This window comes from Rugamonas sp. GW822-FHT03B10 (genome assembly GCF_058801745.1).
Map to the genome: position 1 here is coordinate 286,357 of NZ_JBXANP010000003.1, position 25,812 is coordinate 312,168.

The 25,812-nt window shown below is 69.8% G+C and carries 21 protein-coding genes; 11 read left to right on the top strand and 10 right to left on the bottom strand.

All coding sequences use genetic code 11. The features are described from left to right. Positions 1–21 precede the first annotated feature (21 nt). The 3 genes from AC1RQG_RS07270 (at position 22) to AC1RQG_RS07280 (ending at position 3,870) form a co-directional block, all read left to right on the top strand. A complete protein-coding gene (locus AC1RQG_RS07270; protein ID WP_493129790.1) occupies positions 22–1,170 on the top strand; it encodes an alpha/beta fold hydrolase in 1,149 nt (382 codons plus the stop codon). Positions 1,171–1,235: 65 nt separating this feature from the next. Continuing rightward, positions 1,236–2,144: a tRNA glutamyl-Q(34) synthetase GluQRS gene (gene gluQRS, locus AC1RQG_RS07275; RefSeq protein WP_493129792.1), complete on the top strand. Its 909-nt coding sequence runs from the start codon at positions 1,236–1,238 to the stop codon at positions 2,142–2,144. Between the two features lie 64 nt (positions 2,145–2,208). After that, positions 2,209–3,870: a CYTH and CHAD domain-containing protein gene (locus AC1RQG_RS07280; protein WP_493129794.1), complete on the top strand. Its 1,662-nt coding sequence runs from the start codon at positions 2,209–2,211 to the stop codon at positions 3,868–3,870. Here AC1RQG_RS07280 and AC1RQG_RS07285 read toward each other — a convergent pair. Then, positions 3,862–4,851 (bottom strand): LysR substrate-binding domain-containing protein, encoded by a 990-nt coding sequence (locus tag AC1RQG_RS07285; RefSeq protein WP_493129796.1) that lies wholly within the window; start codon positions 4,849–4,851, stop codon positions 3,862–3,864. The two genes, AC1RQG_RS07280 and AC1RQG_RS07285, sit on opposite strands and share 9 nt — an antisense overlap. 115 nt (positions 4,852–4,966) lie before the next feature. On the opposite strand from AC1RQG_RS07285, the gene AC1RQG_RS07290 reads away from it, so the two are divergent. The 4 genes from AC1RQG_RS07290 to AC1RQG_RS07305 all read left to right on the top strand — a co-directional run bounded on the left by AC1RQG_RS07290 (position 4,967) and on the right by AC1RQG_RS07305 (position 8,896). Further along, on the top strand, positions 4,967–5,665 hold the full coding sequence (locus AC1RQG_RS07290) for an HAD family hydrolase (RefSeq protein ID WP_493129798.1): 699 nt from the start codon (positions 4,967–4,969) through the stop codon (positions 5,663–5,665). A 100-nt stretch (positions 5,666–5,765) separates the two neighbouring features. Continuing rightward, on the top strand, positions 5,766–7,064 hold the full coding sequence (locus tag AC1RQG_RS07295; RefSeq protein WP_493129800.1) for an NAD(P)/FAD-dependent oxidoreductase: 1,299 nt from the start codon (positions 5,766–5,768) through the stop codon (positions 7,062–7,064). Positions 7,065–7,339: 275 nt separating this feature from the next. Next, positions 7,340–7,873 (top strand): DinB family protein, encoded by a 534-nt coding sequence (locus AC1RQG_RS07300; RefSeq protein ID WP_493129802.1) that lies wholly within the window; start codon positions 7,340–7,342, stop codon positions 7,871–7,873. 21 nt (positions 7,874–7,894) lie between these two features. After that, positions 7,895–8,896: a 2-hydroxyacid dehydrogenase gene (locus AC1RQG_RS07305; protein ID WP_493129804.1), complete on the top strand. Its 1,002-nt coding sequence runs from the start codon at positions 7,895–7,897 to the stop codon at positions 8,894–8,896. Positions 8,897–8,913: 17 nt separating this feature from the next. Here the strand turns inward: AC1RQG_RS07305 and AC1RQG_RS07310 are convergent, their stop codons facing one another. Together AC1RQG_RS07310 and AC1RQG_RS07315 are read right to left on the bottom strand one after the other, a co-directional pair. Next, positions 8,914–10,878: an ATP-binding protein gene (locus AC1RQG_RS07310; protein WP_493129806.1), complete on the bottom strand. Its 1,965-nt coding sequence runs from the start codon at positions 10,876–10,878 to the stop codon at positions 8,914–8,916. After that, positions 10,875–11,435: a TOL_0243 family YfiR-like periplasmic protein gene (locus tag AC1RQG_RS07315; RefSeq protein WP_493129808.1), complete on the bottom strand. Its 561-nt coding sequence runs from the start codon at positions 11,433–11,435 to the stop codon at positions 10,875–10,877. The genes AC1RQG_RS07310 and AC1RQG_RS07315 overlap by 4 nt, the downstream gene beginning before the upstream one ends. 364 nt (positions 11,436–11,799) lie before the next feature. Here AC1RQG_RS07315 and AC1RQG_RS07320 point away from each other — a divergent pair, with 364 nt between their 5' ends. The 3 genes from AC1RQG_RS07320 (at position 11,800) to AC1RQG_RS07330 (ending at position 16,652) form a co-directional block, all read left to right on the top strand. Beyond that, positions 11,800–13,887 carry a TonB-dependent receptor plug domain-containing protein gene (locus tag AC1RQG_RS07320; RefSeq protein ID WP_493129810.1) on the top strand — a complete coding sequence of 696 codons (2,088 nt, stop codon included), beginning with the start codon at positions 11,800–11,802 and terminating at the stop codon, positions 13,885–13,887. After that, positions 13,871–15,166, top strand: a complete 1,296-nt coding sequence (locus AC1RQG_RS07325; RefSeq protein WP_493129812.1) for an ABC transporter substrate-binding protein — start codon at positions 13,871–13,873, stop codon at positions 15,164–15,166. Before AC1RQG_RS07320 ends, AC1RQG_RS07325 begins: the two co-directional genes overlap by 17 nt. A 115-nt stretch (positions 15,167–15,281) precedes the next feature. Continuing rightward, entirely contained in the window at positions 15,282–16,652 is a 1,371-nt protein-coding gene (locus tag AC1RQG_RS07330; protein ID WP_493129814.1) for a DUF3422 family protein, read from the top strand. A gap of 90 nt (positions 16,653–16,742) precedes the next feature. Here AC1RQG_RS07330 and AC1RQG_RS07335 read toward each other — a convergent pair whose 3' ends face one another. From AC1RQG_RS07335 to AC1RQG_RS07355, 5 genes are all read right to left on the bottom strand, one after another. Beyond that, the gene (locus AC1RQG_RS07335; RefSeq protein WP_493129816.1) at positions 16,743–17,852 is read right to left on the bottom strand and encodes an ABC transporter substrate-binding protein; all 1,110 of its coding nucleotides are present in this window, start codon (positions 17,850–17,852) and stop codon (positions 16,743–16,745) included. Between the two features lie 200 nt (positions 17,853–18,052). After that, positions 18,053–19,054 carry a galactofuranose ABC transporter, permease protein YjfF gene (yjfF, locus tag AC1RQG_RS07340; protein WP_493129818.1) on the bottom strand — a complete coding sequence of 334 codons (1,002 nt, stop codon included), beginning with the start codon at positions 19,052–19,054 and terminating at the stop codon, positions 18,053–18,055. Continuing rightward, positions 19,051–20,112, bottom strand: coding sequence for an ABC transporter permease (locus AC1RQG_RS07345; protein ID WP_493130030.1), 1,062 nt, complete (start codon positions 20,110–20,112; stop codon positions 19,051–19,053). Before AC1RQG_RS07345 ends, yjfF begins: the two co-directional genes overlap by 4 nt. A gap of 61 nt (positions 20,113–20,173) precedes the next feature. After that, complete coding sequence (locus tag AC1RQG_RS07350) at positions 20,174–21,739, bottom strand: sugar ABC transporter ATP-binding protein (RefSeq protein ID WP_493129820.1); 1,566 nt, start codon at positions 21,737–21,739, stop codon at positions 20,174–20,176. 6 nt (positions 21,740–21,745) lie between these two features. After that, positions 21,746–22,714 (bottom strand): ABC transporter substrate-binding protein, encoded by a 969-nt coding sequence (locus AC1RQG_RS07355; protein ID WP_493129822.1) that lies wholly within the window; start codon positions 22,712–22,714, stop codon positions 21,746–21,748. Between the two features lie 206 nt (positions 22,715–22,920). Here AC1RQG_RS07355 and AC1RQG_RS07360 point away from each other — a divergent pair, with 206 nt between their 5' ends. After that, a complete protein-coding gene (locus AC1RQG_RS07360; RefSeq protein WP_493129824.1) occupies positions 22,921–23,709 on the top strand; it encodes an alpha/beta fold hydrolase in 789 nt (262 codons plus the stop codon). A gap of 7 nt (positions 23,710–23,716) precedes the next feature. Here the strand turns inward: AC1RQG_RS07360 and AC1RQG_RS07365 are convergent, their stop codons facing one another. Together AC1RQG_RS07365 and AC1RQG_RS07370 are read right to left on the bottom strand one after the other, a co-directional pair. Beyond that, positions 23,717–25,102, bottom strand: a complete 1,386-nt coding sequence (locus tag AC1RQG_RS07365) for a hypothetical protein (protein ID WP_493129826.1) — start codon at positions 25,100–25,102, stop codon at positions 23,717–23,719. A gap of 156 nt (positions 25,103–25,258) precedes the next feature. Beyond that, the gene (locus AC1RQG_RS07370) at positions 25,259–25,810 is read right to left on the bottom strand and encodes a hypothetical protein (protein ID WP_493129828.1); all 552 of its coding nucleotides are present in this window, start codon (positions 25,808–25,810) and stop codon (positions 25,259–25,261) included. Positions 25,811–25,812 lie beyond the last annotated feature (2 nt).

Sequence of the window (25,812 nt, forward strand, 5' to 3'; positions counted from 1 at the left end):
CCACCCGTTCAAGGAGCGCGCATGAAGCTGGCATGGTTGGGTTTGATATTGATGTGCATGAACATGGCGCAGGCAGAAACGCCATCCGCACCATCCGCACCACCGGCGCCGCCCGATGCGGCGCAAGTGGCGAAAGACGCCGCCAACTACCGCAAGGCCAGGCAGGCCGTGGCCGACCTGGAGAAGATCAGCGCCCCGTCGGGCATCCAGGAAAGCTACAAGACCCCCATCGGCGGCATCGACCAGTGGCTCAACGTGCGCGGCCAGGACCGCGACCAGCCCATGATCCTGTTCGTGCACGGCGGCCCCGCCGCGCCCACCATGCCCACCATCTGGCAGTTCCAGCGCCCGATCGAGGAATACTTCACGGTCGTCAACTGGGACCAGCGCGGCGCCGGCAAGACCTACGCCGAGGCCGACCCGCAAGCCGTGGGCGAGACCATCCACATCCCGCGCTACATCGACGACGCCATCGAAGTGGCCGAATTCCTGCGCAAGAAGTACCACAAGGACAAGCTGATCCTGATGGGCCACAGCTGGGGCACGGTGGTGGCCATGGGCGCGGCGCTCAAACGGCCCGACCTGTTCTACGCCTACGTCGGCATGGGCCAGGTGATCAGCGTGCGCGAGAATGAACAGGTCAGCTTCGACTACGCGCTGCAGCAGGCCAAAGCCCGCAACAACACGGAGGCGCTCAAGGAACTGCAGTCGATCGCGCCCTACCCCGGCGACCAGCCCATCACGCGCGAGCGCATCATCGTGGCCCGCAAGTGGCCCCAGTATTATGGCGGCTTGACGGCCTACCGCAACGAGTCCGACTACTATTACGACGGTCCCCTGCTGTCGCCCGAATACACGGCCGCCGACGTGCACAATATCGACCAGGGCAACCTGCTGACGCTGGGCCGGCTGCTGCCCGAATTCGTGCAGGTCGACTATTCGGCCGTGCGCAACTTCCCCATCCCGGTCATCATGTTCATGGGCCGGCACGACTACACCACGCCGTCCGAACCCACCGCGCGCTGGCTGGCGCAGGTCAAGGCGCCCTACAAGCAGGGCGTGTGGTTCGAGCACGCGGCCCACATGATCCCGTGGGAGGAACCGGGCAAGGTGCTGGTCAGCCTGCTGCGTTACGTGCGGCCGCTGGCCGAACCGGCGCAAAAGAAGTAAGGCCGCCGCCGCCCATGACCGTGCCGCGCCCCCGCGCCCGGCACGGCAGGCGCTAAAATTGCGGTATGACAGTTTCCGCATCCCCCTACATCGGCCGTTTCGCCCCCTCGCCCACCGGCCCCCTGCACCTCGGCTCGCTGGTGGCCGCCATGGCCAGCTACCTGGACGCGCGCGCCCACGGCGGCCAGTGGCTGGTGCGCATCGAAGACGTGGACGGCGACCGCAACGTGGACGGCGCCGACCGCCACATCCTCGCCTCGCTGCGGCGCTGCGGCATGCAGTGGGACGGCGACGTAACCTGGCAGAGCCAGCGCACGGCCCTGTACGAGGCGGCGCTGCGCCAGCTGGAGGCGGCCGGCGCCGTCTATCCCTGCGGCTGCTCGCGCAAGGAGATCGCCGATTCCCAGCTGAGCCTGAACGCCAGGCAGGCGCAGGCCAACATCTACCCCGGCACCTGCCGCCACGGCCTCGCGCCCGGCAAGACGGCGCGCGCGCTGCGGCTCAAGGTGCCGCAATCGCCGCATTGCGTGATCCGCTTCCACGACCGCTGGGCCGGCGAGGTAAGCCAGGACCTGACGGACGAGGTGGGCGACTTCGTCATCAAGCGCGCCGACGGCTACTGGGCCTACCAGCTGGCCGTGGTGGTGGACGACGGCGCACAGCGCATCACCGACATCGTGCGCGGCGCCGACCTGCTCGACTCCACGCCGCGCCAGATCTACCTGCAGCAACGACTGGGCCTGCCGCAGCCGCGCTACCTGCACGTGCCCGTGGTCGTCAACGAGCGCGGCGAAAAGCTGTCCAAGCAAACGGGCGCGCAGGCGTTCGACACGGGCGCGGCGCCGGAACTGCTGCTGCGCGAGGCGATATTGCCGGCGGCCCGCTTCCTCGGCCTCGACCTGCGGGCCGACACGCTCGACGCGTTCTGGCGCGCCGCCGTGCCAGCCTGGCACCAGCGGTATCATCAAGCGTGACGCGCGGCGCGCGACCGCCACGGCCAATTTCATCTACACTGAAAGACCACCCCGATCCGGCCACATGATGGAAGTCGAACTGAAACTACTGCTTGATCCGGCCGACAACGCCAAGCTGGTCCGGCATCCGCTGCTGGCCGCGCACGCGCGCGCGCGCCAGCGCAAGGCGCGCCTCACGGCCCGCTATTTCGACACACCCGACCTGCACCTGCTGCGCCATGGCGCCGGCCTGCGCGTGCGTCAGGTGGACGGCCAATGGATACAGACCATGAAGGCCGGCGGCAGCGTGCAGGGCGGCCTGCACACGCGGCTCGAATGGGAAGGCCCGGTGGCGGACGACGCGCCCCGGCTGGGCAAGCTGCGCCAGCTGATCGGCGACGACGCGCACTGGCTGGCCGTGCTGGACGCGCCCGATCTCAAGCAGCAACTGGCGCCGCTGTTCACGGTCGAGGTGGAACGCAGCACGTGGGAACTCGACTACGACGGCAGCATCATCGAACTGGTGCTCGACGAAGGCCGCATCCAGCGCCAGGGACGGCACCTGCCCGTCAACGAAATCGAACTGGAGCTCAAGTCCGGCCACCCGGCCAGCCTGTTCGCGTGCGCGCTCGGCCTGCTGGACGGCTTGCCGCTCCAGGTCAGCAACGTCAACAAGGCCGAACGCGGCTACGCGCTGTGCCTCGACAAGCCGTTGGCCGCCGTCAAGGCCGCCCCGCTCGCGCTCGAACGCGACGCCACCACCGGCCAGGCGATGCAGGCCGTGCTGGCCAACTGCCTGCGCCACATGCAGGACAACGAAGCGGCCGTGATCCACGGCCACGACAGCGAAAGCCTGCACCAGCTACGCGTGGGCACGCGCCGCCTGCGTTCCGCGCTACGGCTGTTCGCGGCGTGCGCGCCCTGCCCGGCCGCGCTGCTGGGCGACCTCGCGTGGCTGGGCACGGAGCTGGGCGCCGCCCGCGACTGGGACGTGCTGGCCACCGCCACGCTGCCGCGCGCGCAGGACGCCGCGGTGGACCTGGCGCCGTTGCGCGATCTGGTGCGCCACACCGCGCATAGCCACCGCCGCGCCGCCGCGCACGCGTTGCAGTCGCCGCGTTACGCGCGCCTGATGCTGGGACTGAACCAGTGGCTGCAGCGCCTGCAACTGGCCGCCGCCACCACGCCGGCGCGGCACAATCCGCTGGCCGGCGGCGCCGCCAGGTATGCGCGGCGCACTCTGCGCCGGCTGCACCGCAAGCTGCTGCGCCGCGCCGCCATCGCGCGCAAGGCGCTCCGTGCCGGCAATGATGCCGATGCCAGCGCGCCCGCCGTGAGCGGCACGGCTTCCGTCGCGCACGGGAAGGCCGGCGACAGTGTCCCATCCAACGGCAACGGCGCCCATGACGCCACCGCCCGCGCCGTGCACCGGCTGCGCATCGCCGGCAAGCGCTGTCGCTACGGCGTGGAATTCTTCGCGCCGCTGTTGCGCGGCGGCGCCACGCGGCGCTATCTCGACCACCTGTCCGCCCTGCAGGACGAACTGGGACGCGACAACGATCTGGTGGTGGCCGACCGCCTGCTGCTGCAATGCCAGCCGCAGGACGCCGCGCCGGATGGCGCCAGCTCGCACGCCGCGCTGCCCTACGTGCGCGGCTACCTGCGCGCGCTGCGGGCGCAGGATGCGTCGGCGCTGCAGGCGGCGTGCGGCGCCGTGCGCCACTACCGCCTGCCCGGACTAAGCTGAGTCGGCCGGGTCGGCCGCCGCGCCGCCCGCGCGCGGCTTGCGCTGTCGGCCCAGCTGCTTGTACAAGCCTTCCAGCTCGCGGCCCACCAGTTCCTGCCCGTGCTCGATCACGTAGTCCTGGAACGCCGCCGCCACCTTCGGTATCGGCTGATCGGTCAAGTGCATCACATGCCAGTCCGCCTCCACCGGATGCTCCTGCATCGGCATGATGGCCAGCAGGCCGGCCTCGAATTCCAGCCCGCACGCGTGCACCGACAGGAAGCCTATCCCCAGCCCGGCCGACACCATGCGCTTGATCGCCTCGTTGCTCGACACTTCGGAGCCGAAATTGAGCGGATGCCCGGCCTCGCGGAACAGGCGCTCGATGGCCGTGCGCGTGCCCGAGCCGCGCTCGCGCACCAGCAGGTTGGCCGCCATCACGTCGTTCAGCGTGAGCTTCTTTTTCTTCATCAGCTTGTGGGCGGGACTGGCCACGAACGCCATCGGGTGGCGCGCGAAGCGGGCCGCGTTGGTGCGCAGTTCGCGCGGCGGCGTGCCCATGATGGCCAGGTCGATCTCGTGCCGTGCCAGCATGTTCACGATCTCGGCCCGGTTGCCCACCTGGAGCTTCAAGCGCACGTCGGGCCGCTCCATCGTGAACGGCACCAGCAGCGGCGGCAGCAGGTGCTCGGCCGTCGTCACGGCGCCGATGCGCAGCGTGCCGCTGGTCACGCCGCGCAGCGCCGCCAGCTCGTCGGCCGCCTGCTGCCACAGGCGCAGGATGCGCTCGGAGAACTCCACCATCACCTCGCCGGCCGCCGTCAACTGGATGTTGCGGCCCACCTTGCGCGTGAGCGCGATGCCGGTGATGTCCTCCAATGTGCGAATTTGCAACGAAATGGCCGGCTGCGTCACATGCAGCGCGTCCGCCGCGCGCGACACGCTTTCATGGCGCGCCACCAGCGTCAGCGCCTCCAACTGCCGGAAACTGGCGTGATGCATAAGCTTTTCCTTATCAATTATCGAAAATCTTTAATTTTTCTTTTGTTCATTCTACCCCTATATTGACACTCATCTAACGTTATCTTCCCACTGCGACCTAACCAGAAAGCGCGATATGAGCATCGACGTCATCTTCCTCGGCCTGGACGGTGTGCTGTTCGACACCGAAGCCCTGCACCTTGCAGCCTGCAACGCCGCCTTCGCGGAAGCGGAACTGTCGCTGCGCTGGACCCTGCCGGCCCTGCGCGCGGCCGCCGCCACCCACGGCTACGCCAACGCCATCACGGCCGCCGTGGCCGGCGCCGGCCTGCGCGACAAGGCCGCCGTGGCCGCGCTGCACGCCGGGAAGCACCGTCAGTTCCAACTGGCCGTGGCGGCCAATCCGCCCAAGGCATCGCCGGCCGCGCTGGCCCTGATCGACGACGCGCTGGCCGCCGGCTGCAAGCTGGCCGTGCTGTCGGACCTGCCCGCGCCGGTGGCCGCCGCCCTGCTCGAACACTGCTTCGGCGCCGACGTCACCAGCCTGTTCGCGGTGGTGGCCGGCGGCGTCAGCTTCGATGGCCTGGCCGGCCCCGGCCCCTTCGGCCACGCGCTGCATGCGATGGGCATCGAGGCCGCCGCCGCCATCGCCATCGACACGGTGGCGCCGGCCTTGAAGGCGGCCGAACACAGCGGCCTGTGGACGGTATCGGTGGCGCCGTACGGCGCCGACGTGGTACGCCCGCAGCAGTTCATCACCTTCGACGCGCTGCGCGAATTGCGCATCAGCCCGTTCACCGCCAATCCGCAGGAAGCGGACAGCATGGCAGCGTAACGGCATCAACCACGGACGGCGGGCGCCGGACGCCCGCCGCCGGCGGGCCCTGCGCAGCGACGCCGTCACAGCTTTCATCAACCACACGGGAGACGGCAACATGGAAACCATCGTTATCGTAGGAGGCGGCGCAGGCGGACTGGAACTGGCCACGCGCCTGGGCGACACCCTGGGCAAAAGCGGCCGCGCGCGCGTGCTGCTGATCGACCGCGCACCGGGCCACTTCTGGAAGCCGCTGCTGCACACGGTCGCCTCGGGCAAATGCGACCCGCAAGTGACGCAGGTGGAATTCGCGGCCCAGGCGGCGGCCCACCACTTCGACTTCGTGCAGGGCGAGGTGATGGCGGTGGACCGCGCGGAGCGCGGCATCGAGCTGGCGCCGCGCTGCAGCGACGGGCTGGAAGTGCAGCCACGGCGCCGCCTGCCGTACGACAAGCTGGTGCTGGCCCTCGGTTCCGTGACCAATTTCTTCGGCGTGCCCGGCGCGGCCGAGCATGTGCTGACGCTGGAGAACGTCAATCAGGCCGAGGCGTTCCGCAAGCGTTTCGTGGCCGCCTGCATCCAGGCCGGCGAACGCAAGGCCCGTGGCGATGTCGCGCACGGCCAGGTCCATGTGGTGATCGTGGGCGGCGGCGCCACCGGCGTCGAGCTGGCGGCGGAGCTGAGCCACAGCGCCCGCGCGCTGGCCCAGTACAAGGTGCACGCGCTGGACCCGTTGCACGACGTGCGCATCAGCGTGATCGAACGCGGCAAGTTCCTGCTGCCCCATCTGCATCCGCGCCAGTCGGTGCGCGCCGCGCGCCACCTGGCCTCGCTCGGCATCGAGGTGCTGACGGAAACGGCCGTGGCCAGCGTCTCGCCCGATGCCGTGCATGACGCGGCCGGCCACGCGCACCGCGCCGACCTGACCTTGTGGGCGGCCGGTGTGGAGGGCCCGGCCCTGTGCCGCACGCTGGGCCTGCCCGTGAACCGCATCAACCAGATCGTGGTGGACGCCACCTTGCGCGCGCCCGGCGACGCGGCCGTCTACGCGCTCGGCGACTGCGCCAGCTACACCTGCCCCGTCAAGGGCGCCGTGCCGCCGCGGGCCCAGGTGGCGCACCAGCAGGCCATGTTCCTGGCCGACCTGCTGGCGCGGCGCGACACGCCCGGCGGCACCGACTTCCGCTACCGCGACTACGGCTCGCTGGTGTCGCTGGGCCCGCTGGCCGCCGTCGGCGTGCTGTCGGGCGCCGTGACCGGGCGCCGCATCCAGGTCAGCGGCGCCACGGCGCGCCTGCTGTACCGGCTGATGTACCAGAAGCACCTGCTGGCCCTGCACGGCATGGCGCGCATGGCCGTCCACACGCTGGTGGACTGGCTGCGCGCCAAGCTGGTGCCGCCGGTCAAACTGTACTAAATCCCCTCCCGCGCGACCGGGCCTGGCCTAGTCGCGCGCCTTGTCCGCCTTGCGCATGCAGGCGATCAGCACCAGGTTGACGACGATGCTGGCGCCCAATCCCACAATCCCTACCACTGCCAGTATTTCGCTCATGGCGCTCCCCTCGCATTCTCCCGTTGCGTGTATATGGCCGCCATCGGTGGCGCGCCGCGGCCTTTACTGTAGCCGAATTTGCAATTTGGCGCTGAAGGCGGGACAATTCCCCATCCCCACCGACCTCCCTGGAGCACTGCATGAGTTTGAGCGAAAACCTGACCCTGCTGGCCGACTACAACGCGGCCATGAACCAACGCATGTACGAGGCGGCCGTCCAGCTGCCGGAGGAAGAACTGCTGGCCGACCGGCGCGCCTTCTTCGGCTCCATCCTCGGCACCCTGAACCATCTGGTGGTGGGCGACACGCTCTGGCTGCAGCGCTTCTCCCACCATCCGGCCAACTTCGCCGCGCTGGCGCCGATCCGCGCCATGCCGGCGCCCACGGCGCTGTCGCAGATGCAGTTCTATGAGCTGGGCCACTGGCACCCGCACCGCATGGAGCTGGACGCCATCATCAACGCCTGGGTGCGCGAGGTGCGCGAGGAGCATCTGGCCCACGTGCTCGAATACACGAACACCAAGGGCGTGGTGGCGCGCAAGCGCATGTCCAGCCTGGTGCTGCACTTCTTCAACCACCAGACCCACCACCGGGGTCAGGTCACCACCATGCTGTCGCAGGCCGGCATCGCGTTCGGCGTGACCGACCTGCTGGCCGGCATCCCCGACGAGTAAGCCACGCAACGCCGCGCCGCCATGCAGATCGCCATCTACAGCACCCAGCCCTACGACCGCCGCTTCCTGGACGAGGCGCTGGCCCACCACGCGCCGCACGCCGACGTCACGCTGCGCTATTTCGACGCCGCGCTGGCGGCCGACACGGTGCCGCTGGCCCAGGGCTGCCAGGCCGTGTGCGTGTTCGTCAACGACATCCTGGACGCGCCCGTGCTGGAGGCCCTGCACGCGCTGGGCGTGCGGGCCGTGCTGCTGCGCTGCGCCGGCTTCAACAACCTCGACGTGCACGCCGCCGAGCGGCTCGGCATGTTCGCCGCGCGCGTGCCGGCCTACGCGCCCGAGGCCGTGGCCGAGCACACCCTGGCGCTGGTGCAAACGCTGAACCGCCACACGCACCGCGCCTACAACCGGGTGCGCGAGGGCAATTTCGCGCTCGACGGCCTGCTCGGCATGACCTTGCACGGCAAGACGGTCGGCATCGTCGGCCTGGGCCAGATCGGCCTGGCCACGGCCCGCATCTTCCACGGCATCGGTTGCCGCGTGCTGGGCCACGATCCGGCGCCCGATCCCCACTTCGCCGCGCTGGGCAAGCTGGTGGCGCTGCCGGCCCTGCTGGCCGCGTCCGACATCGTCACCCTGCATTGCCCGCTGCTCGAGGCCACCCGCCACATGATCAACCACGCCAGCCTGGCGCGCATGAAGCCGGGCGCCATGCTGGTCAACACCTCGCGCGGCGGCCTGATCGAGACGGCCGCCGTGATCGACGCGCTCAAGTCGCGCCACCTGGGCGCGCTGGCCATCGACGTCTACGAGCAGGAGAGCGCGCTGTTCTTCCGCGACCGTTCCGGCGACATCCTCGACGACGACGTGTTCCAGCTGCTGCTGACCTTCCCCAACGTGCTGGTGACGGGCCACCAGGGCTTCTTCACGGTGGAGGCCATGCGCGAGATCGCCGCCACCACCTGGCACAACCTCGATTGCCACCTGCGCGGCACGCCGTGCGCCAACCGCATCAGCTGCTGAAGTTCAGCTGCTGAGGTTCAGCTGTTGAGGGGCAGGGTCAGCACGAAGCGCGTGCCCTGGCCCAGCGTGCTGTCCACCTCGATCCGCCCGCGCAGCAGGCCATACACGATGTTGTAGACGATGTTGAGCCCGAGCCCCGAGCCGCCCTTGCCCAGCTTGGTGGTGAAGAACGGGTCGTAGATGCGGCCCATGTGCTCGGGCGCGATGCCGCTGCCGTTGTCGCGCACCGTCACCTCGACCGAATCGGGCGCCAGCGCGCGCGCGCCGACCACGATCTCGCCCTCGGTGCGCCCCTCGAACGCGTGCGTGAGCGCGTTGTTGATCAGATTGATCAGCACCTGGCCGAACGGCCCCGGATAGCTGTTCATGGCGATCCCCGGCGGGATCTCCTGGCGCACCTTGATGCCGGTCTTCTTGAAGGTGGGCACCAGCACCAGCACCAGCAGGATCTCGGCCGTCAGCTCGTCGAGCAGGAACGGCCGGCACTGCGACGTGGTGCGGTCGACCGCCACCTGCTTGAAGCTCGCCACCAGGTCCACCGCCCGGTGCAGGTTGCGCAGCACGATCTCGCCGCCGGCGTTGACGTCGTCCATGAAGCGCTGCAGCGTGGAGCGCTTGATGCCCTCGTCGACGCGCTTGGCGAAGATGCGGGTCTGGTCGATCAGGGTGCTGACGGCCAGCAGGCTGTTGCCGATCGGCGTATTGAGCTCGTGCGCCACGCCGGCCACCAGCGCGCCCAGCGCGGCCAGCTTCTCGCTGCGCACCAGTTCATCCTGGGCCCGCTGCAGCGTGGCCAGCGAGTCGGCCAGTTCGCGGTTCACCCCCTGCATCTGCGCCGTGCGCAACTGCACCAGCTCCTCCAGCCGGTCGCGGTAATGCATCAGTTCCAGTTCGCCCTTCTTGCGCTCGCTGATGTCGGTCGACACGCCGCCCACGGCCCAGGCGTGGCCATCGGCGTCGAACAGCGGGAACTTCTCCGAAAGGTAGGTGCGCACCGCGCCGCTGGCGTCGGGCACGTCCTCCTCGTAGGTGTGGGACTGGCCCGAGGCGAGCACCCCGTGGTCGGCCTCGCGGATCACGCGCACCACCTCCGGCGGGAACAGGTCGGCGTCCATGTGGCCGACGGGATCGGGCGCGCCGGGCGGCAGCACGTCGCGAAAGCGCTGGTTGACCATCAGGTAGCGCCCGTCGCGGTCCTTGATGTAGATGACGGCCGACGACTTGTCGATGATGTTGTTGAGCAGCGACTGGCTTTGCCGCAGCGCGTGCTCGCGCGCCGAGATGGTGGCCAGCATGGTGTTGAACGCCTCGGCCAGCCGCCCCATCTCGTCGTGCGCCTGGACCGGGGCCCGCAGGTCGTAGCGCTGCTCGCGCGTGACGCGGTCGGCCACGCGCGACAGCGCCAGCACCGGCTGCGTGACGAGGCGGCGCAGCGCCACCGCGTACAGCACCGCGCCCACCAGCAGCGTCATCAGCACCACGGCCAGCACCAGGCCGTACTGCCGCATGCGCTCGGCCAGCGGCGGCAGCGCGTATTCGACCTGCAGGTAGCCCACCACCTCGTGCTCGAAACGCACCGGCGCCAGCATGGTCAGCAGGTCGCCGTGGAAGCGGTGGCCGCCGGCCAGCTGCTCGCCCGGCCAGTCGCACAGCGGCGTGCCGGCCCGCGCGTAGCGGGCGAACGGGCGCTGGCGCGCGTCGAACAGGCAGGCGCCGTCGATGTCGCGCGTGCCGCGCAGGGCCGCCAGCGTGCGCTCGGCGGCCACCCGGTCGCCGAAGTTCAGGTCCACGTCGAGGTTGAGCGACACCAGCTCCATGCGGCTGGCCAGATCCTGCACCAGCCGCGGCCGCACCACCAGCAGGTCGTAGCTGACCAGCGCCAGCAGCGCCACCAGCATCGCCACCAGCGTCGTCAGCACCGACATCAGCAGCAGCTTGCGCGGCAGCGCCAGGTTGTGCAGCAGCGCGCGCCACACCCTCATTTGGGCGCTCCGCCCAGCACCCGCTCGGCCAGCGCCAGCACGCGCGGATTGAGGCTCATGCCGGACCGCTTGGCGGCGGCCAGGTTCACTTCGAAGCGGATGGTGCCGTCCACCAGCAGCAGGTTGATCATGCCGCCGTCGGCCAGGAACGAGGTCGAGTCGCCGATGGTGAGGATGGCCTGGTCGCGCAGGCGCGCCAGCAGCGCGCCCTGGCGCGCCTTCTCCGAGGCGCCGATGTAGAGCGCGTGGCAGCCGTCGCCCTCCTCGTTGCGGGTGATGGTGCGCAGCTCCAGCGGATGGCTGCCGGCGGCCCGGCTTTGCAGGCGGCGCGCGATGTCGCCGGCGTCCTGCCCGATCACGCACACCACCAGCGGCGCGCGCGGATCGGCCAGCGCGGCGGCCGGCCAGCTGGCGTAGCGGGCGAAGTTGAGTATGTAGGCGGCCTTGACCTGCTGCTCGGGCAGGGCCGCCTCGTCGGCCGCCAGCGCGCACGGCAGCAGCGACAGCAGAGCGCCGCCCCAGCCGTACAACCGCCACCACAGGCCACGTCGTCTCATCGTACCCGCCCCATTCGCGCCCCGTTCGCGCCCATCCGGCTGCCCCGTCCCCGGCGCCGGGCGCACCAGATTGCCTTATGCCAAATTTATTCTATCCCAATAGCCGCGCCGCGCACGGCATTTTTTGCCCTGCGCATGACGCGGTGCCGGCTGCCCCGCCGGCCGTCGCCGTTGCGGATTTCTCACACTTTCACACGCGCCATTTCACAATCCCCCGCTCTGCCGCGGCCGCCGCGCGCGCCCGGCGCCACGGCCCTTGTGGCGCCGTCCGAATTGGGGAATACTGGCCTGCGTGGGACATTCCCGCGCCGACCATCGAGGAAAAACCGTCTTGGCCCAGCACCGCCCACCCGTTCCAGCGCCCATGCCCGTGCCAGTGCCGCAAGGCGCGCATCCGGCGCGCCCGGCCGCCGGCCTGGCCGCGTTATGCCTGCTGCTGGCGGCCGGCGCGGCGCCGCACTGCGCGGCCGGCGAGGAAGACACGGTGTTCGACCTGAGCCTGGACCAGCTGCGCAGCGTGAAGGTGCAGACGGCCACCAAGACCGCCACCCCGCTGTATGCGGCGCCGGCCGTGGTCACGCTGATCACGGCCGACGACCTGGCCCGCTACGGCTACCAGAGCGTGGCCGAAGCGCTGTCGCACGTGGCCGGCCTGGTCGAGAGCGACGATGGCCTGAACCACAACTTCGGCGTGCGCGGCATCAACGCCGGCGCCCAGGCGGCCGGCCGCGGCATCAAGATCCTGCTCGACGGCCAGCCGATCGCGTTCCGCAGCACCCAGCAGCAATGGACGGGGCTGGAGTTCATCCCGATCGGCATGATCGAGCGCATCGAGATCGTGCGCGGCCCGGTGTCCGTGCTGTACGGCGCCGACGCCCTGCTGGGCGCCGTCAACGTGATCACGCGCCGCGCCGGCAACGAGCAGCGCCTGGACCTGGGCCACGAATGGGACAAGGACGGGCGCAACGTCACCATCGCCAGCGGCAGCGGCGGCGTGCAGCGCGGGCCGTGGTGGGGCGCCTGGGGCGTGCAGGGCGCGCGCCTGGAACGGGGCGGCCAGACCCTGCCGCGCATCTCGCCCGACTACCAGCGCTACGCGGCCGTGGCCACCAGCCCGGACGACGACAGCGCGCCGCGCACGCTCTACCTGCGCGGCGGCTGGCAGGGCGAGCGCGACGAACTGGGCGCGAGCCTGTACTGGCAGCGCCAGGACAGCGACAACGTCTACGCCAGCCTCAATCCGCTGCTGCGTCCCCCGAGCCACGTGCAACTGGAGCAGGGCTTCCTGCGCCTCAATTACACGGGCCGGCTCGATGCGCGCAACACGCTGCGCGCCAGCTTCAGCTACGGCCAGGGCCAACCGGGCGGCGCGGACCGCGTGCGCACCGGCGCCAGCGACTACTATCTGCTGCGCGACTTCGGCTACCACGCGCTCGACGCCAGCGCCGAGTGGCTATGGCAGCCGGGCGACGACAGCAGCGTGCTGCTGGGCGCGGACGTGCTGCGCGACCGCGAGACGCTGGTGTCGTTCCAGCGCTACAGCGTGGCCGACGCCAGCCTGTTCCAGCTCAGCGAACCGGGCCAGCGCACGCTGCGCAACACGGGCCTGTACCTGCAATGGCAATTCCCGCTGGCCGCGGCGTGGCAAGCGATCGCCGGCGCGCGCGCCGACCAGCACTCCGTGTATGGCACCCAGACTTCGCTGCGGGCCGGCGTGGTGGGCAGCGTGCGCGACTGGGGCGTCAAGCTGCTGGGCGGCACGGCGTTCCAGGCGCCGTCGGCCGAACTGCTGTACCGCACGGCCGTGCAACCGGGCGACATCACCGGCAACCCGGCGCTGGCGCCGCAGCAGGCGCGCACGTTGGAGGCGCAACTGAGCACGCCGGCCGCGCCGCACTGGAACGGCACGCTGACGGCCTACCACACGCGGGTGCGCGACCTGGTCACGCTGGAACAGGCCTTCTTCAACCTGGTGGCCCGCAACAGCAGCGACAGCACCGTCAACGGCGTGGAGCTGGAGCTGCGCTACCAGCACGAGGGCTTCAACGCCTACGCCAACGCCAGCCGCGCCAACAACCGGCGCAGCCTGAACCGCTACACGCTGGCGCCGCTGGCCCAGCGCCCCGGCGGCGAACTGTTCCCCGCCAACAGCGCCAACTTCGGCGCCAGCGTCGGCCTGCTCGACCAACGCCTGCTCGTCAGCCTCGACAACCGCTACGTGGGGGCGCGCCCGGCCGCCACCGCCAACGTGCTGCTGGCCAACCAGGATTACCAGTTGTCCGGCTACGTCGACAGCACGCTGACGGCGCGCTGGACCATCGACCGGCACGCGCAACTGCGGCTGCAGTTGCGCGACCTGTGGAACAGCCGCTACGTCGATCCCGGCGTGGGCGGCATCGACTACCCGTCCGCCGGACGGCGCTTCGGAGTCCAGTATGCATACCGTTACTAGGCGCGCGGCCTGCTTGTCGCTGCTGGCCATGCTGGGCCTGGCCGCCTGCGGTGGCGGCGGCACCGGCGACGCCACCACGGCGCTGCCGGCCAACCCCATTCTGGCCATGGTCGATCCGGCCGCCATCAACATCGGCTCCGTCGGCTGGCGCACCTCGACCCGCGACGCCTTCCTGCTGGCGGCCAAACAGATCAACGACGCCGGCGGGGTGCTGGGCAAACGCCTGAACGCGATCGCGCTGGTGGCGCGCGACAACGCCGAGGCGCAGGACATAGGCCAGCAACTGCTGGACGCCGGCGTCACCATCCTCAACGTCTCCACCTCGACCCGCGTGCTCAACCTGCTGCCGCAGGCCAAGCTCAAGGGCGTGGCGATCCTGACCGAGTCGAGTTCCTCGCCCGCGCTGAGCACCATCGACGACGACGACCTGATCTACCGCGTCGGCGTGTCCGACGTCGACGCCACGCCGGTGCTGGCCCGCCTCGCCTACGACGCCGGCAAGCGGCGCGCCGTGGTGCTGGTGAACGCCGGCGACGCGTTCGGCGCCGGCCTGGCCAGCGTGTTCTCGCCCGCGTTCCAGGCGCTGGGCGGCCAGGTGGTGCGCACCGTCGCCATCCCGTTCGGCCAGAAGAACGGCTTCGACGCCTACCTCAAGCAGGTCTACGAGGCCCGGCCCGACGTGATCCTGAACGGCATCCTGGCGGCCGACATCGCCGCCAATGTGCTCAACGAGGCGCTGCCCTACCGCGACCCCGCCCTGTGGCTGCTGCCCGGCACGGCGGCCGGCAACCAGACCTTCCTCGACAACCTGGCCGACCCGGCCCGCATCGCCGGCGGCGCCATCGGCGCGGCCGCCACCATCGGCGCCTACGACAACCCGTCGTACCAGAGCTTCCGCGCCCGCTACCTGGCCCAGTACGGCGCCGAGCCGCAGGACTTCACGGCGTCCGTGTACGACATCGTGATGGTGATGGCGCTGGCCATCGAGCGGGCCGGCCTGCTCAACCGCACGGCCAGCCCCGGCGGCGCCATGGTGCGCGCCGCCCTGCGCGACGTGATGAACGGGCCGGGCCGGACCGTGCGCCCGGACGACATCGGCGCCGCGCTGGCCCTGGTGCGCCAGGGCCAGGACGTCGACTACAGCGGCGCCTACGCCGACGTGGACTGGGACAGCCATGGCGACATTGTGGGACAGGTGCCGTTCACAGTGTTCCGTCTCGACACAACCAGGGCCGCGTGGGACGCCTCGCAACAGCTGACGGTGAGCGTGCCGCGCTGAGGCGCGGCATGGCGCGCAACGTTGTATAGACAGTCGCGCCATCGCGCGGTTGTGCCCGTCTGGATGGGCCGATATACTGCTTCGCACCCATCCATTCGACCTCCCTGGTGCGCCCATGTCCGACGCTTACCGCGACCACACCGACTTCGCCAAACTCAACCACGCATTGCGCGTGCCGCTGGCGGCCGAGATCCACTCGCGCCCCTTCCTCAAACTCGACGCGCCGGAAACGCTGACCCACTTCGCGCTGTACGCGCCGCAGGAGGCCACGGCCGGCGCCAACCACCGCGCGGCCCAGCACGCGATCCTGCAGGAGCTGTGCCGCCACTTCGGCGTGGCCGTGCCGCACCCGCAGGCGCGCTACTTCTACCACGACTTCGGCCGCTTCCGCCTCAAGTGGGAATGCCACACCGAGTTCGCCACCTACACCTTCGTCGAACAGGCGCAGCCGGGGGCCGACTGGCGCCACGCGTTCCGCCAGCCGCCGCTGCGCCACGTGCCGCAGGAATGGCTGGCCAGCCTGCACGGCAAGATCATCGTGGCGGCCCACGTGGCGCTGACCAACGGCGACGGTGACCAGCCGGCCGACGTGGCCGCCATGCGCGAACTATTCCAGGGCAACCTGGTGGGCAGCGGCGTGGAGCACGGCGGCGAGATCTGGACCGACTTCCTGATCCAGCCGGACGGCTTCTCGCGCTTCGTGGTGCGCGACCGCACGCTGCGCGAATCGCAGGCCGGCCGCCTGGTGGGCAAGCTGCTGGAGATCGAGACCTACCGCATGATGGCGCTCCTGGCACTGCCCCTGGCCGAAGCGACCCAGCCGGCCCTGAGCGCGGTCGAGAATGAACTGGCCGGACTGACGGCCACCCTGGTGCAGAGCGACCACGACCTGTCCACCACCGCCGTGGCGCGCGACAGCAAGGAGGAGCAGCAGCTGCTGCACCGCATCACCCGCCTGGCCGCGCGCGTGGAAGAACTGTCGGTCAACAACAGCTACCGCTTCGGCGCCGCGCAGGCGTATTTCAGCCTGGTGCAGGCCCGCATCCAGGAGCTGCGCGAAGTGCGCATCGAAGGCATGCCCACGCTGGAGGAATTCATGGGCCGGCGGCTGGCCCCGGCCATGCACACCTGCACCTCGGTGGCGCGCCGGCAGGAGGCGCTGGCCACCCGTATCGCGCGCAGCAACGACCTGCTGCGCACCCGGGTCGGCATCGAGCAGGAACGCCAGAACCGCCAGATCCTGCAATCGCTCGACACCCGCTCGGCCCAGCAACTGCGCCTGCAGCAAGCCGTGGAGGGCTTGTCGGTGATGGCCATCTCCTACTATTCGCTGGGACTGGTGGGCTACGCGGGCAAGGCGCTGAAGGCGGCCAACCTGCCCGTCAATCCCGAGTTGCTGACCGGGCTGATGGTGCCGCTGGTGATGGCCGGGGTCTGGCTGTTCCTGCGCAAGCTGCACAAGCAACTGCACACGGCGCGCCACTGAGCGCACCACTCAGCGCGCCTGTGAGCGCGCAAGTAAGCGAGTAGGCGCGCCATCGCGCGCCGCGCCGCTTGCTCGGACCGCGCCCCGCCGCTAACGCGGGCGCAGCGGCACGGCCGCGCCGTCCTGGACCTGGGTCAGGTAGACCCGGCTCCAGCCCTGGTGCTCATGCGCGCTGAAGGCGACCGGGTTCTCGCCCAGTGTCATCCTCAACTGCTCCAGGGCCTTCAGCAGGCGGGCGCGGGTCGGCTCGTTGCCGCTGCGGCGCAGCGCCTCCACCAGCAGCATGGCGTCCGCATAGCCCTCCAGCGAACCGTAGTTGCGCGCGGCCGGCACCACGTCGGCCTGGTACTGGCGCACCAGCGGATCGGTGGCGTCGGCCGGCGACGGCATCACCTGGCTCAGGATCACCCCCTCGCCATCGACGCCCGCATGCTTGATCAATTCGCTGGTGCCGGTGAACGACACGGCCATGAAACGCGACTTCAGCCCGGCCGCGCGGGCGCGCCGCAGCAGCATGGCCAGCGGACGGTAGGTGCCGATGAAGATCACGGTGTCGGGCGGCTGGCGCAGCAGCTTGTCCAGGCCCGCGCCCACGTCGACGGTGTTGCGCTGGAAGCGCACCTCCTGCGCCAGCTTCAGGTTGCGTTTTTGCAGCGCGCGCAGCACGCCGGCCTTGCCGGCCTCGCCGAATTCGTCATCCTGCAGGAACACGGCGATGCGCGCTTCCGCATGGCCGGCCGTGGCGTGGGCCACCAGCGCCTCGGCCTCGTCGTAATAGGAGGCGCGCAGGTTGAACACCACCGGCTGCACGGGATGGCGCAGGAACTCCGCGCCGGAGAACGGGAACAGATAGGGCACGCCGCGTTGCGCTGCCAGCGGCACGGCGGCGGTGGAGGTGGGCGTGCCCACGTAGCCGAACAGGGCGAACACCTTGTGCACGTCCAGCAGGGTGCGGGTGGCGGCCACGGTCTGCTGGGGGTCGTAGCCATCGTCCATGCTGACGAGGGCGATGCGCCGGCCATTGACGCCGCCGGCCGCGTTGATCTTGTCGAGATAGGCATGGGCGCCGGCCCGCAACTGCAAGCCCAGGCCGGCGGCCGGGCCGCTGAGGGCGTTGGCCATGCCGATCCGGATCACCTCCGGTTCCACGCCGTTGTCGGCACGGCAAGCGGCGCACGCGGCGACCAGCATCCATGCCATCAACAGCCGCCATCGTCCCATCGCTCGCCTCGCCAGTCTCGTTGTATCCTGAGAGTATCATCAAGGCAGCGGACGTTGTCAAACGCCAAGTTTTCTTCCCGGCGGCCGCCCGGGCGCGGGCCGCCACCCGCCGTTGCGTGCCCGAGACAGGTGGCCGGGACAGGCGGCCGGCACTGGCGGCCGCGCGGGCCGCCGCCTGTTCAGGACAGCCGCCCCGCCCGCCCCGCCGCCCCCATGGCCAGCACGCGCTGCACGAGGCAGAACAGGAACAGCAGCGCGCCGATCACGATCCGGGTCCACCAGGAGCTGAGGGTGCCGTCGAACGCGATCAGGGTCTGGATCGTGCCCAGCACCAGCACCCCGGACAGCGCGCCGGCCACGTAGCCGTAGCCGCCGCTGAGCAAGGCGCCGCCGATGACGACGGCGGCGATCGCGTCGAGCTCCGTGCCCTGCGCGTGCAAGCCGTAGCCGGACAGCATGTAGAACGCGAACAGCACCCCGGCCAGCGCCGCGCACGCGCCGCTGCATGCGTAGATCAGCACCTTGGTGCGCGCCACGGGCAAGCCCATCATCCGGGCCGACTGTTCGCTGCCGCCGATCGCGTACACGGTGCGGCCGAACGCCGTGCGATGGGCCACGTAGATGGCCAGCGCCAGCACCAGCAAGGCCACCACCACGCCCGGCGAGACATAACCGCCGGGCACGGCGAGCTGGGTGCGCGACATCAGCACGAACAGCGGATCGTCGATGGTGATCGAGTTGATGCTGATCAGATAACACAGGCCGCGCGCCAGGAACATGCCGGCCAGCGTGACGATGAACGGCTGCAGCCGGAAGTAGTGGATCAGCGCGCCCATGGCCGCGCCGAAGCCGGCGCCCAGCGCCAGCACCAGCACGATCACCAGCAGCGGCGGCACGTGCCATGCGTGCAGCAGCGTGGCGGCCACCATGGTGCTCAGCGCCAGCACCGAGCCGACCGACAGGTCGATCCCGCCGGACAGGATCACGAAGCTCATGCCGACGGCGATCACCAGCAGGAAGGCGTTGTCGATCAACAGGTTGAGCAGCACCTGCGGCGCCAGCAGGCCCGGATACGCGATGCCGCCCGCGCCCAGCAGCAGCACCAGCAACAGCAGCGTGGCCGCGGAGGTGAAGTACGGCGACGCCAGCCAGGCCCGCCCGCGCAGTGTCAGCCCGTTCATACCGCGCCTCCCTTCACCTTGATCGGGAACCAGCGCCGCCACAACCGGCCCGCCTCCGGCGATTGCGACAGGCACACCAGGAACACCACCACCGACTTGAGCACCATGTTCACTTCCGGCGGCCAACCGAGCGAGTAGATGGTGTAGGTCAGGGTCTGGATGATCAGCGCGCCCAGCACCCCGCCCAGCAGGCTGAATTTGCCGCCGGCCAGCGAGGTGCCGCCCAGCGTGACGGCCAGGATGGCGTCCAGTTCCAGCAGCATGCCGGCGTTGTTGGCGTCCGCGCTCTTGATGTTGGAGCTGATCATCAGCCCGGCCAGCCCGGCGCACGCGCCGCAGAACAGGTAGACGAAGAACACCAGCGTGGCCGTGCGCACCCCGGCCAGCCGGGCCGCCACCGGGTTCACGCCCACCGCCTGGATGAACAGGCCCAGTGCCGTCTTGCGCAGCAACAGGGCCGTGACGAGGAACACGGCCGCCACGAGGTACAGCGCGAACGGCAAGCCGAACAGATAACCGCCGCCGATGAAGAAGAACGGCGGGTAGTAGACGGTGACGATCTGCCCGTCCGTGAGCAACTGGGCCAGGCCGCGCCCCGCCACCATCAGGATCAGCGTGGCCACGATCGGCTGCAGACCCAGTCCCGCCACCAGCAAGCCATTCCACGCGCCGCACAACAGGGCCGCGCCCATGGCCAGGCACAGCGCCCACGCCATCGGCATATTGCTCACGTAGCGCGGCACGCCGTGGTCTATCGTCAGCGTGCCGCCGATCAGCATGGCGGCCACCGTGCCGCTGATGGCCACCACGGCGCCCACCGAGATGTCGATGCCGCGCGTGGCGATCACCAGCGTCATGCCCAGCGCCGCCAGCATCAGCGGGGCGGCGCGGTTGACGATGTCGATCAGGCTGCCGTACAGGTGGCCGTCGCGCAGCGTGAGCTGGAAGAAGTCCGGCACCAGCAGCAGGTCGAGCAACAGCAGCAGCGCCAGCGCGGCGGCCGGGCGGACCAGCGGATGGCCGGCCCACGCCGCCGCCAGCGACGACAGGGCCGGCATGGCCGCGCGCGGGCCGCGCGATGCCAGCAGGCGCGCATCGGCCGCTGGCGGAGTCAGAATTTCATGCACAATGTTCTCCCGCTGCGATCACCTGCAGCACCGAGGTTTCGTCCAGCGCGCCGCGCCGGTATTCGCCGCACGCCTTGCGGTCGCGCATGACGACCACGCGGTCGCTGTAGCGCAGCACTTCGGGCAGTTCGGACGAGATGAACAGGATCGCCATGCCCTTGCGGCATAGCGCCGCCACGTAGTCCATGATCTCCTGCTTGGCGCGCACGTCGATGCCGCGCGTCGGTTCGTCGAGGATCAGCATCTGCGGCGCCGTGGCCAGCCAGCGCGCCAGCAACACCTTCTGCTGGTTGCCGCCGGAGAGCAAGCCGATCGGCGTTTCGATGCTGGCCGTCTTCACGCCGAGGTCCTGCACGTACTGCCGGGCCAGCGCCTGCTGGCGTTGCAGGGGAATGGCGCGCAGCAGGCCGGCGCGCGCCTGCAAGGCCAGCGCGATGTTCTCGCGCACGCTCAGGTCGAGTATCGCGCCTTCGTGCTTGCGGTCCTCGGAACAGAAGCCCACGCCGGCGGCGATCGCGTCGCCCGGCGTATGGAAGCTGCGCGCCTCGCCGTCGACGGCGATGGTGCCGCCGTCGGCCCGGTCGGCGCCGAACAGCAGCCGCGCCGCTTCCGTGCGGCCCGAGCCGAGCAGGCCGCACAGGCCCAGCATCTCGCCCCGGTGCAGGTCGATGTCGAGCGGCGCCAGCGCGCCCTTGCGGCTCAGGCCCCGCGCGCGCAGGAACGGCGTGCCGTCGGTGCGGACCGGCGCGCCGGGATCGGTGGTGGCGGCGGCATCCGTTTCACCGGCGCCGGCGTCGGCCGGCGCGCCCACCATCTTGTTCACCAGCGCCAGGCGCGACAGGTCGGCGCACGCATACTCCCCTTCGCGCTCGCCGTTGCGCATGACGGTGATGCGGTCCGAGATGGCATAGGTCTGGTCCAGGAAATGGGTGACGAACAGGATCGCCATGCCTTGCGCGCGCAGCGCGCGCAGCACGTCGAACAGCAGGTCGACTTCGCATTCGTCCAGGCTGGACGTGGGCTCGTCCAGGATCAGCACCCGCGCCGACACGCTGATGGCGCGCGAGATGGCCACCATCTGCTGGATCGCCAGCGGATAGCGCGCCAGCGGCGCCGTCACGTCCACCTCGATTTGCATGCGCTTGAGCAGTTCATCCGCCTGCCGCCGCATGGCGCCCCAGTCGACCGCGCCCCACTTGCGCGGATAGCGGCCGATGAAGATGTTCTCCGCCACCGACAGATTGGGGCACAGGTTCACTTCCTGGTACACGGTGCTGATGCCGAGCCGCTGGGCATCGAGCGTGGAGGCCGGACGGATCGGCCGGCCGTCCAGCAGGATCTCGCCCTGGTCGGGCGTGTACACGCCGGTCAGCACCTTGATCAGGGTCGATTTCCCGGCCCCGTTCTGCCCCATCAGCGTATGCACTTCGCCCGGGTAGAGGCGCAGCGCGACGTCGTTCAGCGCTCTCACGCCGGGGAAGGACTGGCAGATGCCGCGCAGCTCCAGCACCGGCGCTGGTGCTGGAGCTGCGCCGTTGTCACGCGAGGACAAGCCCATGGCGTCTCAGTATTTCCGGTTCGGGAATTCCCGCGCCGCGATCTCGGCCGGGAACACGCTTTCCTGCGTGGTGATGCGCTTGGGGACAGCCTTGCCAGCCACCACGTCGGCGGCGATCTGCATCAGCTGCGGGCCCAGCAAGGGGCTGCACTCCACGGTGACGTTGAGCTTCCCGGCGATCATGGCCTCGAACGCGCCCTTCACGCCGTCGATCGAAACGATGGTGATATCGACGCCCGGCTTCAGTCCCGCCTCCTCGATCGCCTGGATGGCGCCGATGGCCATGTCGTCGTTGTGCGCATACAGCACGTTGATCTTCCTGCCCTCCGCCTTCAGGAACGCCTCCATCACCTCCTTGCCTTTGGCGCGGGTGAAGTCGCCCGTCTGCGAGCGGATCACCTTGAACTTGGGATTGGCGGCGATGACTTCCTCGAAGCCCTTCTTGCGGTCGATGGCCGGCGCCGAACCGACCGTGCCTTGCAGTTCGACGATGTTGACGCTGCCGTCGGGCGCGGCGTTCTTCGCGTGCTCCAGCAGCCAGCGGCCGGCGCGCCGCCCCTCCTCCACAAAGTCGGAGCCGATGAAGGTCACGTACAGCGAGTCGTCCGTCACGTTGACGGCGCGGTCGGTCAGGATCACGGGGATCTTGGCGGCCTTGGCCTCGCGCAGCACCGTGTCCCAACCCGATTCGACCACCGGCGAGAAGGCGATCACGTCGACCTTCTGCGCGATGAAGGAGCGGATCGCCTTGACCTGGTTCTCCTGCTTCTGCTGGGCGTCCGCGAACTTGAGCGTCACGCCGGCCTTTTTGGCCGCGTCCTTGATCGAGACGGTATTGGCGGTGCGCCATTCGCTCTCCGCGCCCACTTGCGAAAAGCCGATGACGAGCGGCTTGGCCGCGAACGCGGTCAACGGGGAAGCGGCGCAGGCGGCGAGGACGGCTGCGGCCAGGATGGATCTGCGGGTGAAAGTCATACCTGTCTCCTTGAGGTTTTTTCATTCTTGGCGCCGCCAACGGGATCGTCAGGCACGCCCCACCGGCCTGTATCGGCCGTTACTGTTCAGAGATGGTAGGAGAAAGGTAAATGTCGGACTAATGACATTTATTTCAAAATTGATATCGATTTCGGTATGACCGGACGGCGCGTATAATGCCCGCTTTGTTTTTTCACCCGCCCGCCATGATCAACACCGCCCCGCCGCCGGACGCGCGGCCCGCCCTCGTCCTGCTCCACAGCTCCATGAGTTCCCGCGCCCAGTGGGCCGACCTGATGGCGCGCCAGGAGGCGGGCTTCCGCTGCATCGCCGTGGATTTGCTCGGTTACGGCAAGTCGCCGTTCCCCGCCGTGGATGGCCCCTACACGCTGGGCCATGAGGTGGACGCCATCAACGCCGCCATCGCGGCCCGTCTGGCGCCGGGCGAACCGTTCCATCTGGTGGGGCACTCGTACGGCGGCGCCACGGCCCTGCGCCTGGCGCGCCAGATGCCGCAACGGGTGCTGTCGCTGACCGTGTTCGAGCCGGTGGCCTTCCACCTGCTGCCGGCGGCCGACCCGGCGCGGCGCGAGATCGAGACGGTGGTGCGCGCCATCGAGCGCGCCGCCAGCCCGCACGACGCGACCCGCGTGTTCATCGATTACTGGAACCGGGAGGGGGTGTTCGATACGCTGCCGGCCGCGCAGCAGCAACGCTTCACGTCGCAGATCGCCAAGGTCAAACTGGACTTCGAAGCCCTGCTGGGCGAGCCGGCCACACTGGCCGACCTGCAGGCGCTGACGATGCCGGCACTGGTCCTGTCCGGCGCCGCCAGTCCGGCCTCCACGCGCCGCCTGGCCGCAGAACTGGCCGCCGGCCTGCCCAACGCGGTGGCCGCGCAGACCCAAGGCGGCCACATGGCGCCCATCACCCACGCGGCCAGCATCAACGACATGATCGCCGGCTTCCTGGCCGGCGCCGAGGTCGACGCCTGAGCGGGCGTCACCGATAGCCGCAGCGCGCCAGCATGGCGCCCGCCTGCGGCCACGCCGCCGCCAGCCGGGCGCCCAGCGCCCGCAGCGCGGCCGGCTGAAATGCATACAGGCCGGCCAGCGCCAGCCAGTCCTCATCCACCGCGCCGGCATGTGACGGCGCCCCGTGCGACGGCGGCGCGATGCCGTCCACCAACTCGAACGGCGCCTGCGCCAGCCACTGCGCCACCTCCTCCACCATATCGACCGCTTGCGCCGCATGCGTTCCGCCGGCCGCCGCGCGCCACGCCCGCGCCAGCGGATCGAACACGGCCCAGCGCGCGCAACGCATCCCGGACGCCTTGCGCAGTTCCGGTCCCAGCCCGCGCAGCAGCGGCGAGACGGCCGCCGGCAGCTGGCGTCCCCCCGTCAGGCAGTCGAGCATGTCCACCAGCAGCGCGCTGCCCACGTAGCGGGGACACGCTGCGGCCAGCGCGCGCGCGGCGCGCCTGGCCGCTTCGCCGCGTCCGTCGAAGGCCAGTGTGCCGGCCAGCGCGTACCACGCCAGCAGCGGCCGCACCACGGCCAGCAGCACGGCACGCCGCGCCAGCACATCGGCCTCGATACGGTTGGCGATGGCGGGACTGAACTGCGCATATTCGGCGTACACGGTGTCGATCAGCCGCGCCGCCAGCACGGAGCGCGCCGCCACGCGCGCGCGCAACTGGCGCAGCGTGTGCACTTCGTCCGACTGGGCCGAGCCGGTGGCGGCCGACACGACAAAACACACGGTCGTGGTGCCGGCCGCGCAACCGCCCGGCGGCGGGCCGCTGTCGGCGCCGCCGTCGCTGCCGCCGCAATCGCTGCCGTCGCCGCAGCCGCCTTCGTGGTCGTTCACATTGCGCAGGCACTGGCCCAGCTGGGCGCGCAGCACGTTCTCGTCGCCGATCACGGTCGATTCCACGTCCGGCAAGTGGTTCACCTCCAGGAACACGTGCGCCATCTCGTGGTACAGCAGCACGGGGTTGGGCACGGTGATGCTGTCGCCATTATTGTTGCGCGCCACAATGCCCTTGCCGCAGCACTGGCTCACGTCATACACGATTCGGATCACAAGGTGGCCGGGGCTGTGGTCCGTGTAGGCCTGGGCGTTGCCGGTGATGTCGTTGCCCTTGTACGGATCGTTGCCGCCGTTGAGCGCCGTGACGATGATGGGCGCGCCGAAGTCGGTGTTGGCCAGCGCGCTCAGTCGGTCCGCCGTGGGCGGCTGGCCGCTCACGTCGTCGTAGGTGAGCTGCTTCATGGTGGCGTCGCCCACCACGTCCAGCAGGCCCACGCCGCCGCTCTGGCCGGACACCACGTCGAAATTGTTGAAGGCGGTCGCCGTCTGGCCCGCCAGGTCGAGAAAGATGGTCATGTTCGGATTCCCGCGGGCTGGCGGTTGTGATCTCAGCGGTACCTCGCGAAACGTCGTTCCCGCGCAGGCGGGAACCCATACGCCGCATGATCGGAAGCGCGGCATGGGCGGAATTCAGGCAATGCCTGGGTTCCCGCCTGCGCGGGAACGACGAATCTAGTTGATACCGGGCGGATGGTTGCCGCCGCCCACCTTGGGCAGATCCGGCATCTTGGCCGGTTCCACCTTCGGGCATGGTTGATAGGTGCAGGCGGGCGGCGTCTGCTGCGGCGGGCAGCAGCGCTCGACCTCGGCCTGCAGCGCGGCCAGCCGCGTGCGCTCCAGCGCCGCCGCCGGCTGCTCTGCCTCCTCCATGGCGCGGATCGCGTCCAAGTCGTCGGCCATGCGCTTTTGCAGCTGCGTTTGCATCGTCATCTGGGTCAGCATGGCGCAGGTGTTGCGCGAGATGTTCTCCAGCGTGCAGATCACCGTGTCGGTCTGCTGCGTGAGGTGGAACAGCAGCTTGACCGCCTCGATGTCGATCTGCGCGATCGTCGTCAGGCCGTTGACGGTGGCGTTGAAGCCGGCCTTGACGTCGGCATCGACCATGTCGACGCTGCTCTTGACCTGGTTGGTGGCGTTGGTCTCGGCGATGCCGTCCGCGTGCAGCGTGGACAGGTTGGTGTTGACCGCCTGGAGTTGGTGGAATACGTCGTCGATGGATGCCATGG

Excerpts from the sequence above, each read along its gene's own strand:
- AC1RQG_RS07280 (WP_493129794.1), top strand. The coding sequence starts at position 2,209 with ATGATGGAAGTCGAACTGAAACTACTGCTTGATCCGGCCGACAACGCC.
- AC1RQG_RS07345 (WP_493130030.1), bottom strand. The coding sequence starts at position 20,112 with ATGCCGGCCCTGTCGTCGCTGGCGGCGGCGTGGGCCGGCCATCCGCTG.
- AC1RQG_RS07355 (WP_493129822.1), bottom strand. The coding sequence starts at position 22,714 with ATGACTTTCACCCGCAGATCCATCCTGGCCGCAGCCGTCCTCGCCGCC.
- AC1RQG_RS07320 (WP_493129810.1), top strand. The coding sequence starts at position 11,800 with ATGCCCGTGCCAGTGCCGCAAGGCGCGCATCCGGCGCGCCCGGCCGCC.
- AC1RQG_RS07370 (WP_493129828.1), bottom strand. The coding sequence starts at position 25,810 with ATGGCATCCATCGACGACGTATTCCACCAACTCCAGGCGGTCAACACC.
- AC1RQG_RS07335 (WP_493129816.1), bottom strand. The coding sequence starts at position 17,852 with ATGGCATGGATGCTGGTCGCCGCGTGCGCCGCTTGCCGTGCCGACAAC.
- yjfF (WP_493129818.1), bottom strand. The coding sequence starts at position 19,054 with ATGAACGGGCTGACACTGCGCGGGCGGGCCTGGCTGGCGTCGCCGTAC.
- AC1RQG_RS07295 (WP_493129800.1), top strand. The coding sequence starts at position 5,766 with ATGGAAACCATCGTTATCGTAGGAGGCGGCGCAGGCGGACTGGAACTG.
- AC1RQG_RS07360 (WP_493129824.1), top strand. The coding sequence starts at position 22,921 with ATGATCAACACCGCCCCGCCGCCGGACGCGCGGCCCGCCCTCGTCCTG.
- AC1RQG_RS07305 (WP_493129804.1), top strand. The coding sequence starts at position 7,895 with ATGCAGATCGCCATCTACAGCACCCAGCCCTACGACCGCCGCTTCCTG.
- AC1RQG_RS07290 (WP_493129798.1), top strand. The coding sequence starts at position 4,967 with ATGAGCATCGACGTCATCTTCCTCGGCCTGGACGGTGTGCTGTTCGAC.
- AC1RQG_RS07325 (WP_493129812.1), top strand. The coding sequence starts at position 13,871 with ATGCATACCGTTACTAGGCGCGCGGCCTGCTTGTCGCTGCTGGCCATG.
- AC1RQG_RS07270 (WP_493129790.1), top strand. The coding sequence starts at position 22 with ATGAAGCTGGCATGGTTGGGTTTGATATTGATGTGCATGAACATGGCG.
- AC1RQG_RS07300 (WP_493129802.1), top strand. The coding sequence starts at position 7,340 with ATGAGTTTGAGCGAAAACCTGACCCTGCTGGCCGACTACAACGCGGCC.
- AC1RQG_RS07315 (WP_493129808.1), bottom strand. The coding sequence starts at position 11,435 with ATGAGACGACGTGGCCTGTGGTGGCGGTTGTACGGCTGGGGCGGCGCT.
- AC1RQG_RS07310 (WP_493129806.1), bottom strand. The coding sequence starts at position 10,878 with ATGAGGGTGTGGCGCGCGCTGCTGCACAACCTGGCGCTGCCGCGCAAG.
- AC1RQG_RS07285 (WP_493129796.1), bottom strand. The coding sequence starts at position 4,851 with ATGCATCACGCCAGTTTCCGGCAGTTGGAGGCGCTGACGCTGGTGGCG.
- AC1RQG_RS07350 (WP_493129820.1), bottom strand. The coding sequence starts at position 21,739 with ATGGGCTTGTCCTCGCGTGACAACGGCGCAGCTCCAGCACCAGCGCCG.
- AC1RQG_RS07365 (WP_493129826.1), bottom strand. The coding sequence starts at position 25,102 with ATGACCATCTTTCTCGACCTGGCGGGCCAGACGGCGACCGCCTTCAAC.
- AC1RQG_RS07330 (WP_493129814.1), top strand. The coding sequence starts at position 15,282 with ATGTCCGACGCTTACCGCGACCACACCGACTTCGCCAAACTCAACCAC.
- gluQRS (WP_493129792.1), top strand. The coding sequence starts at position 1,236 with ATGACAGTTTCCGCATCCCCCTACATCGGCCGTTTCGCCCCCTCGCCC.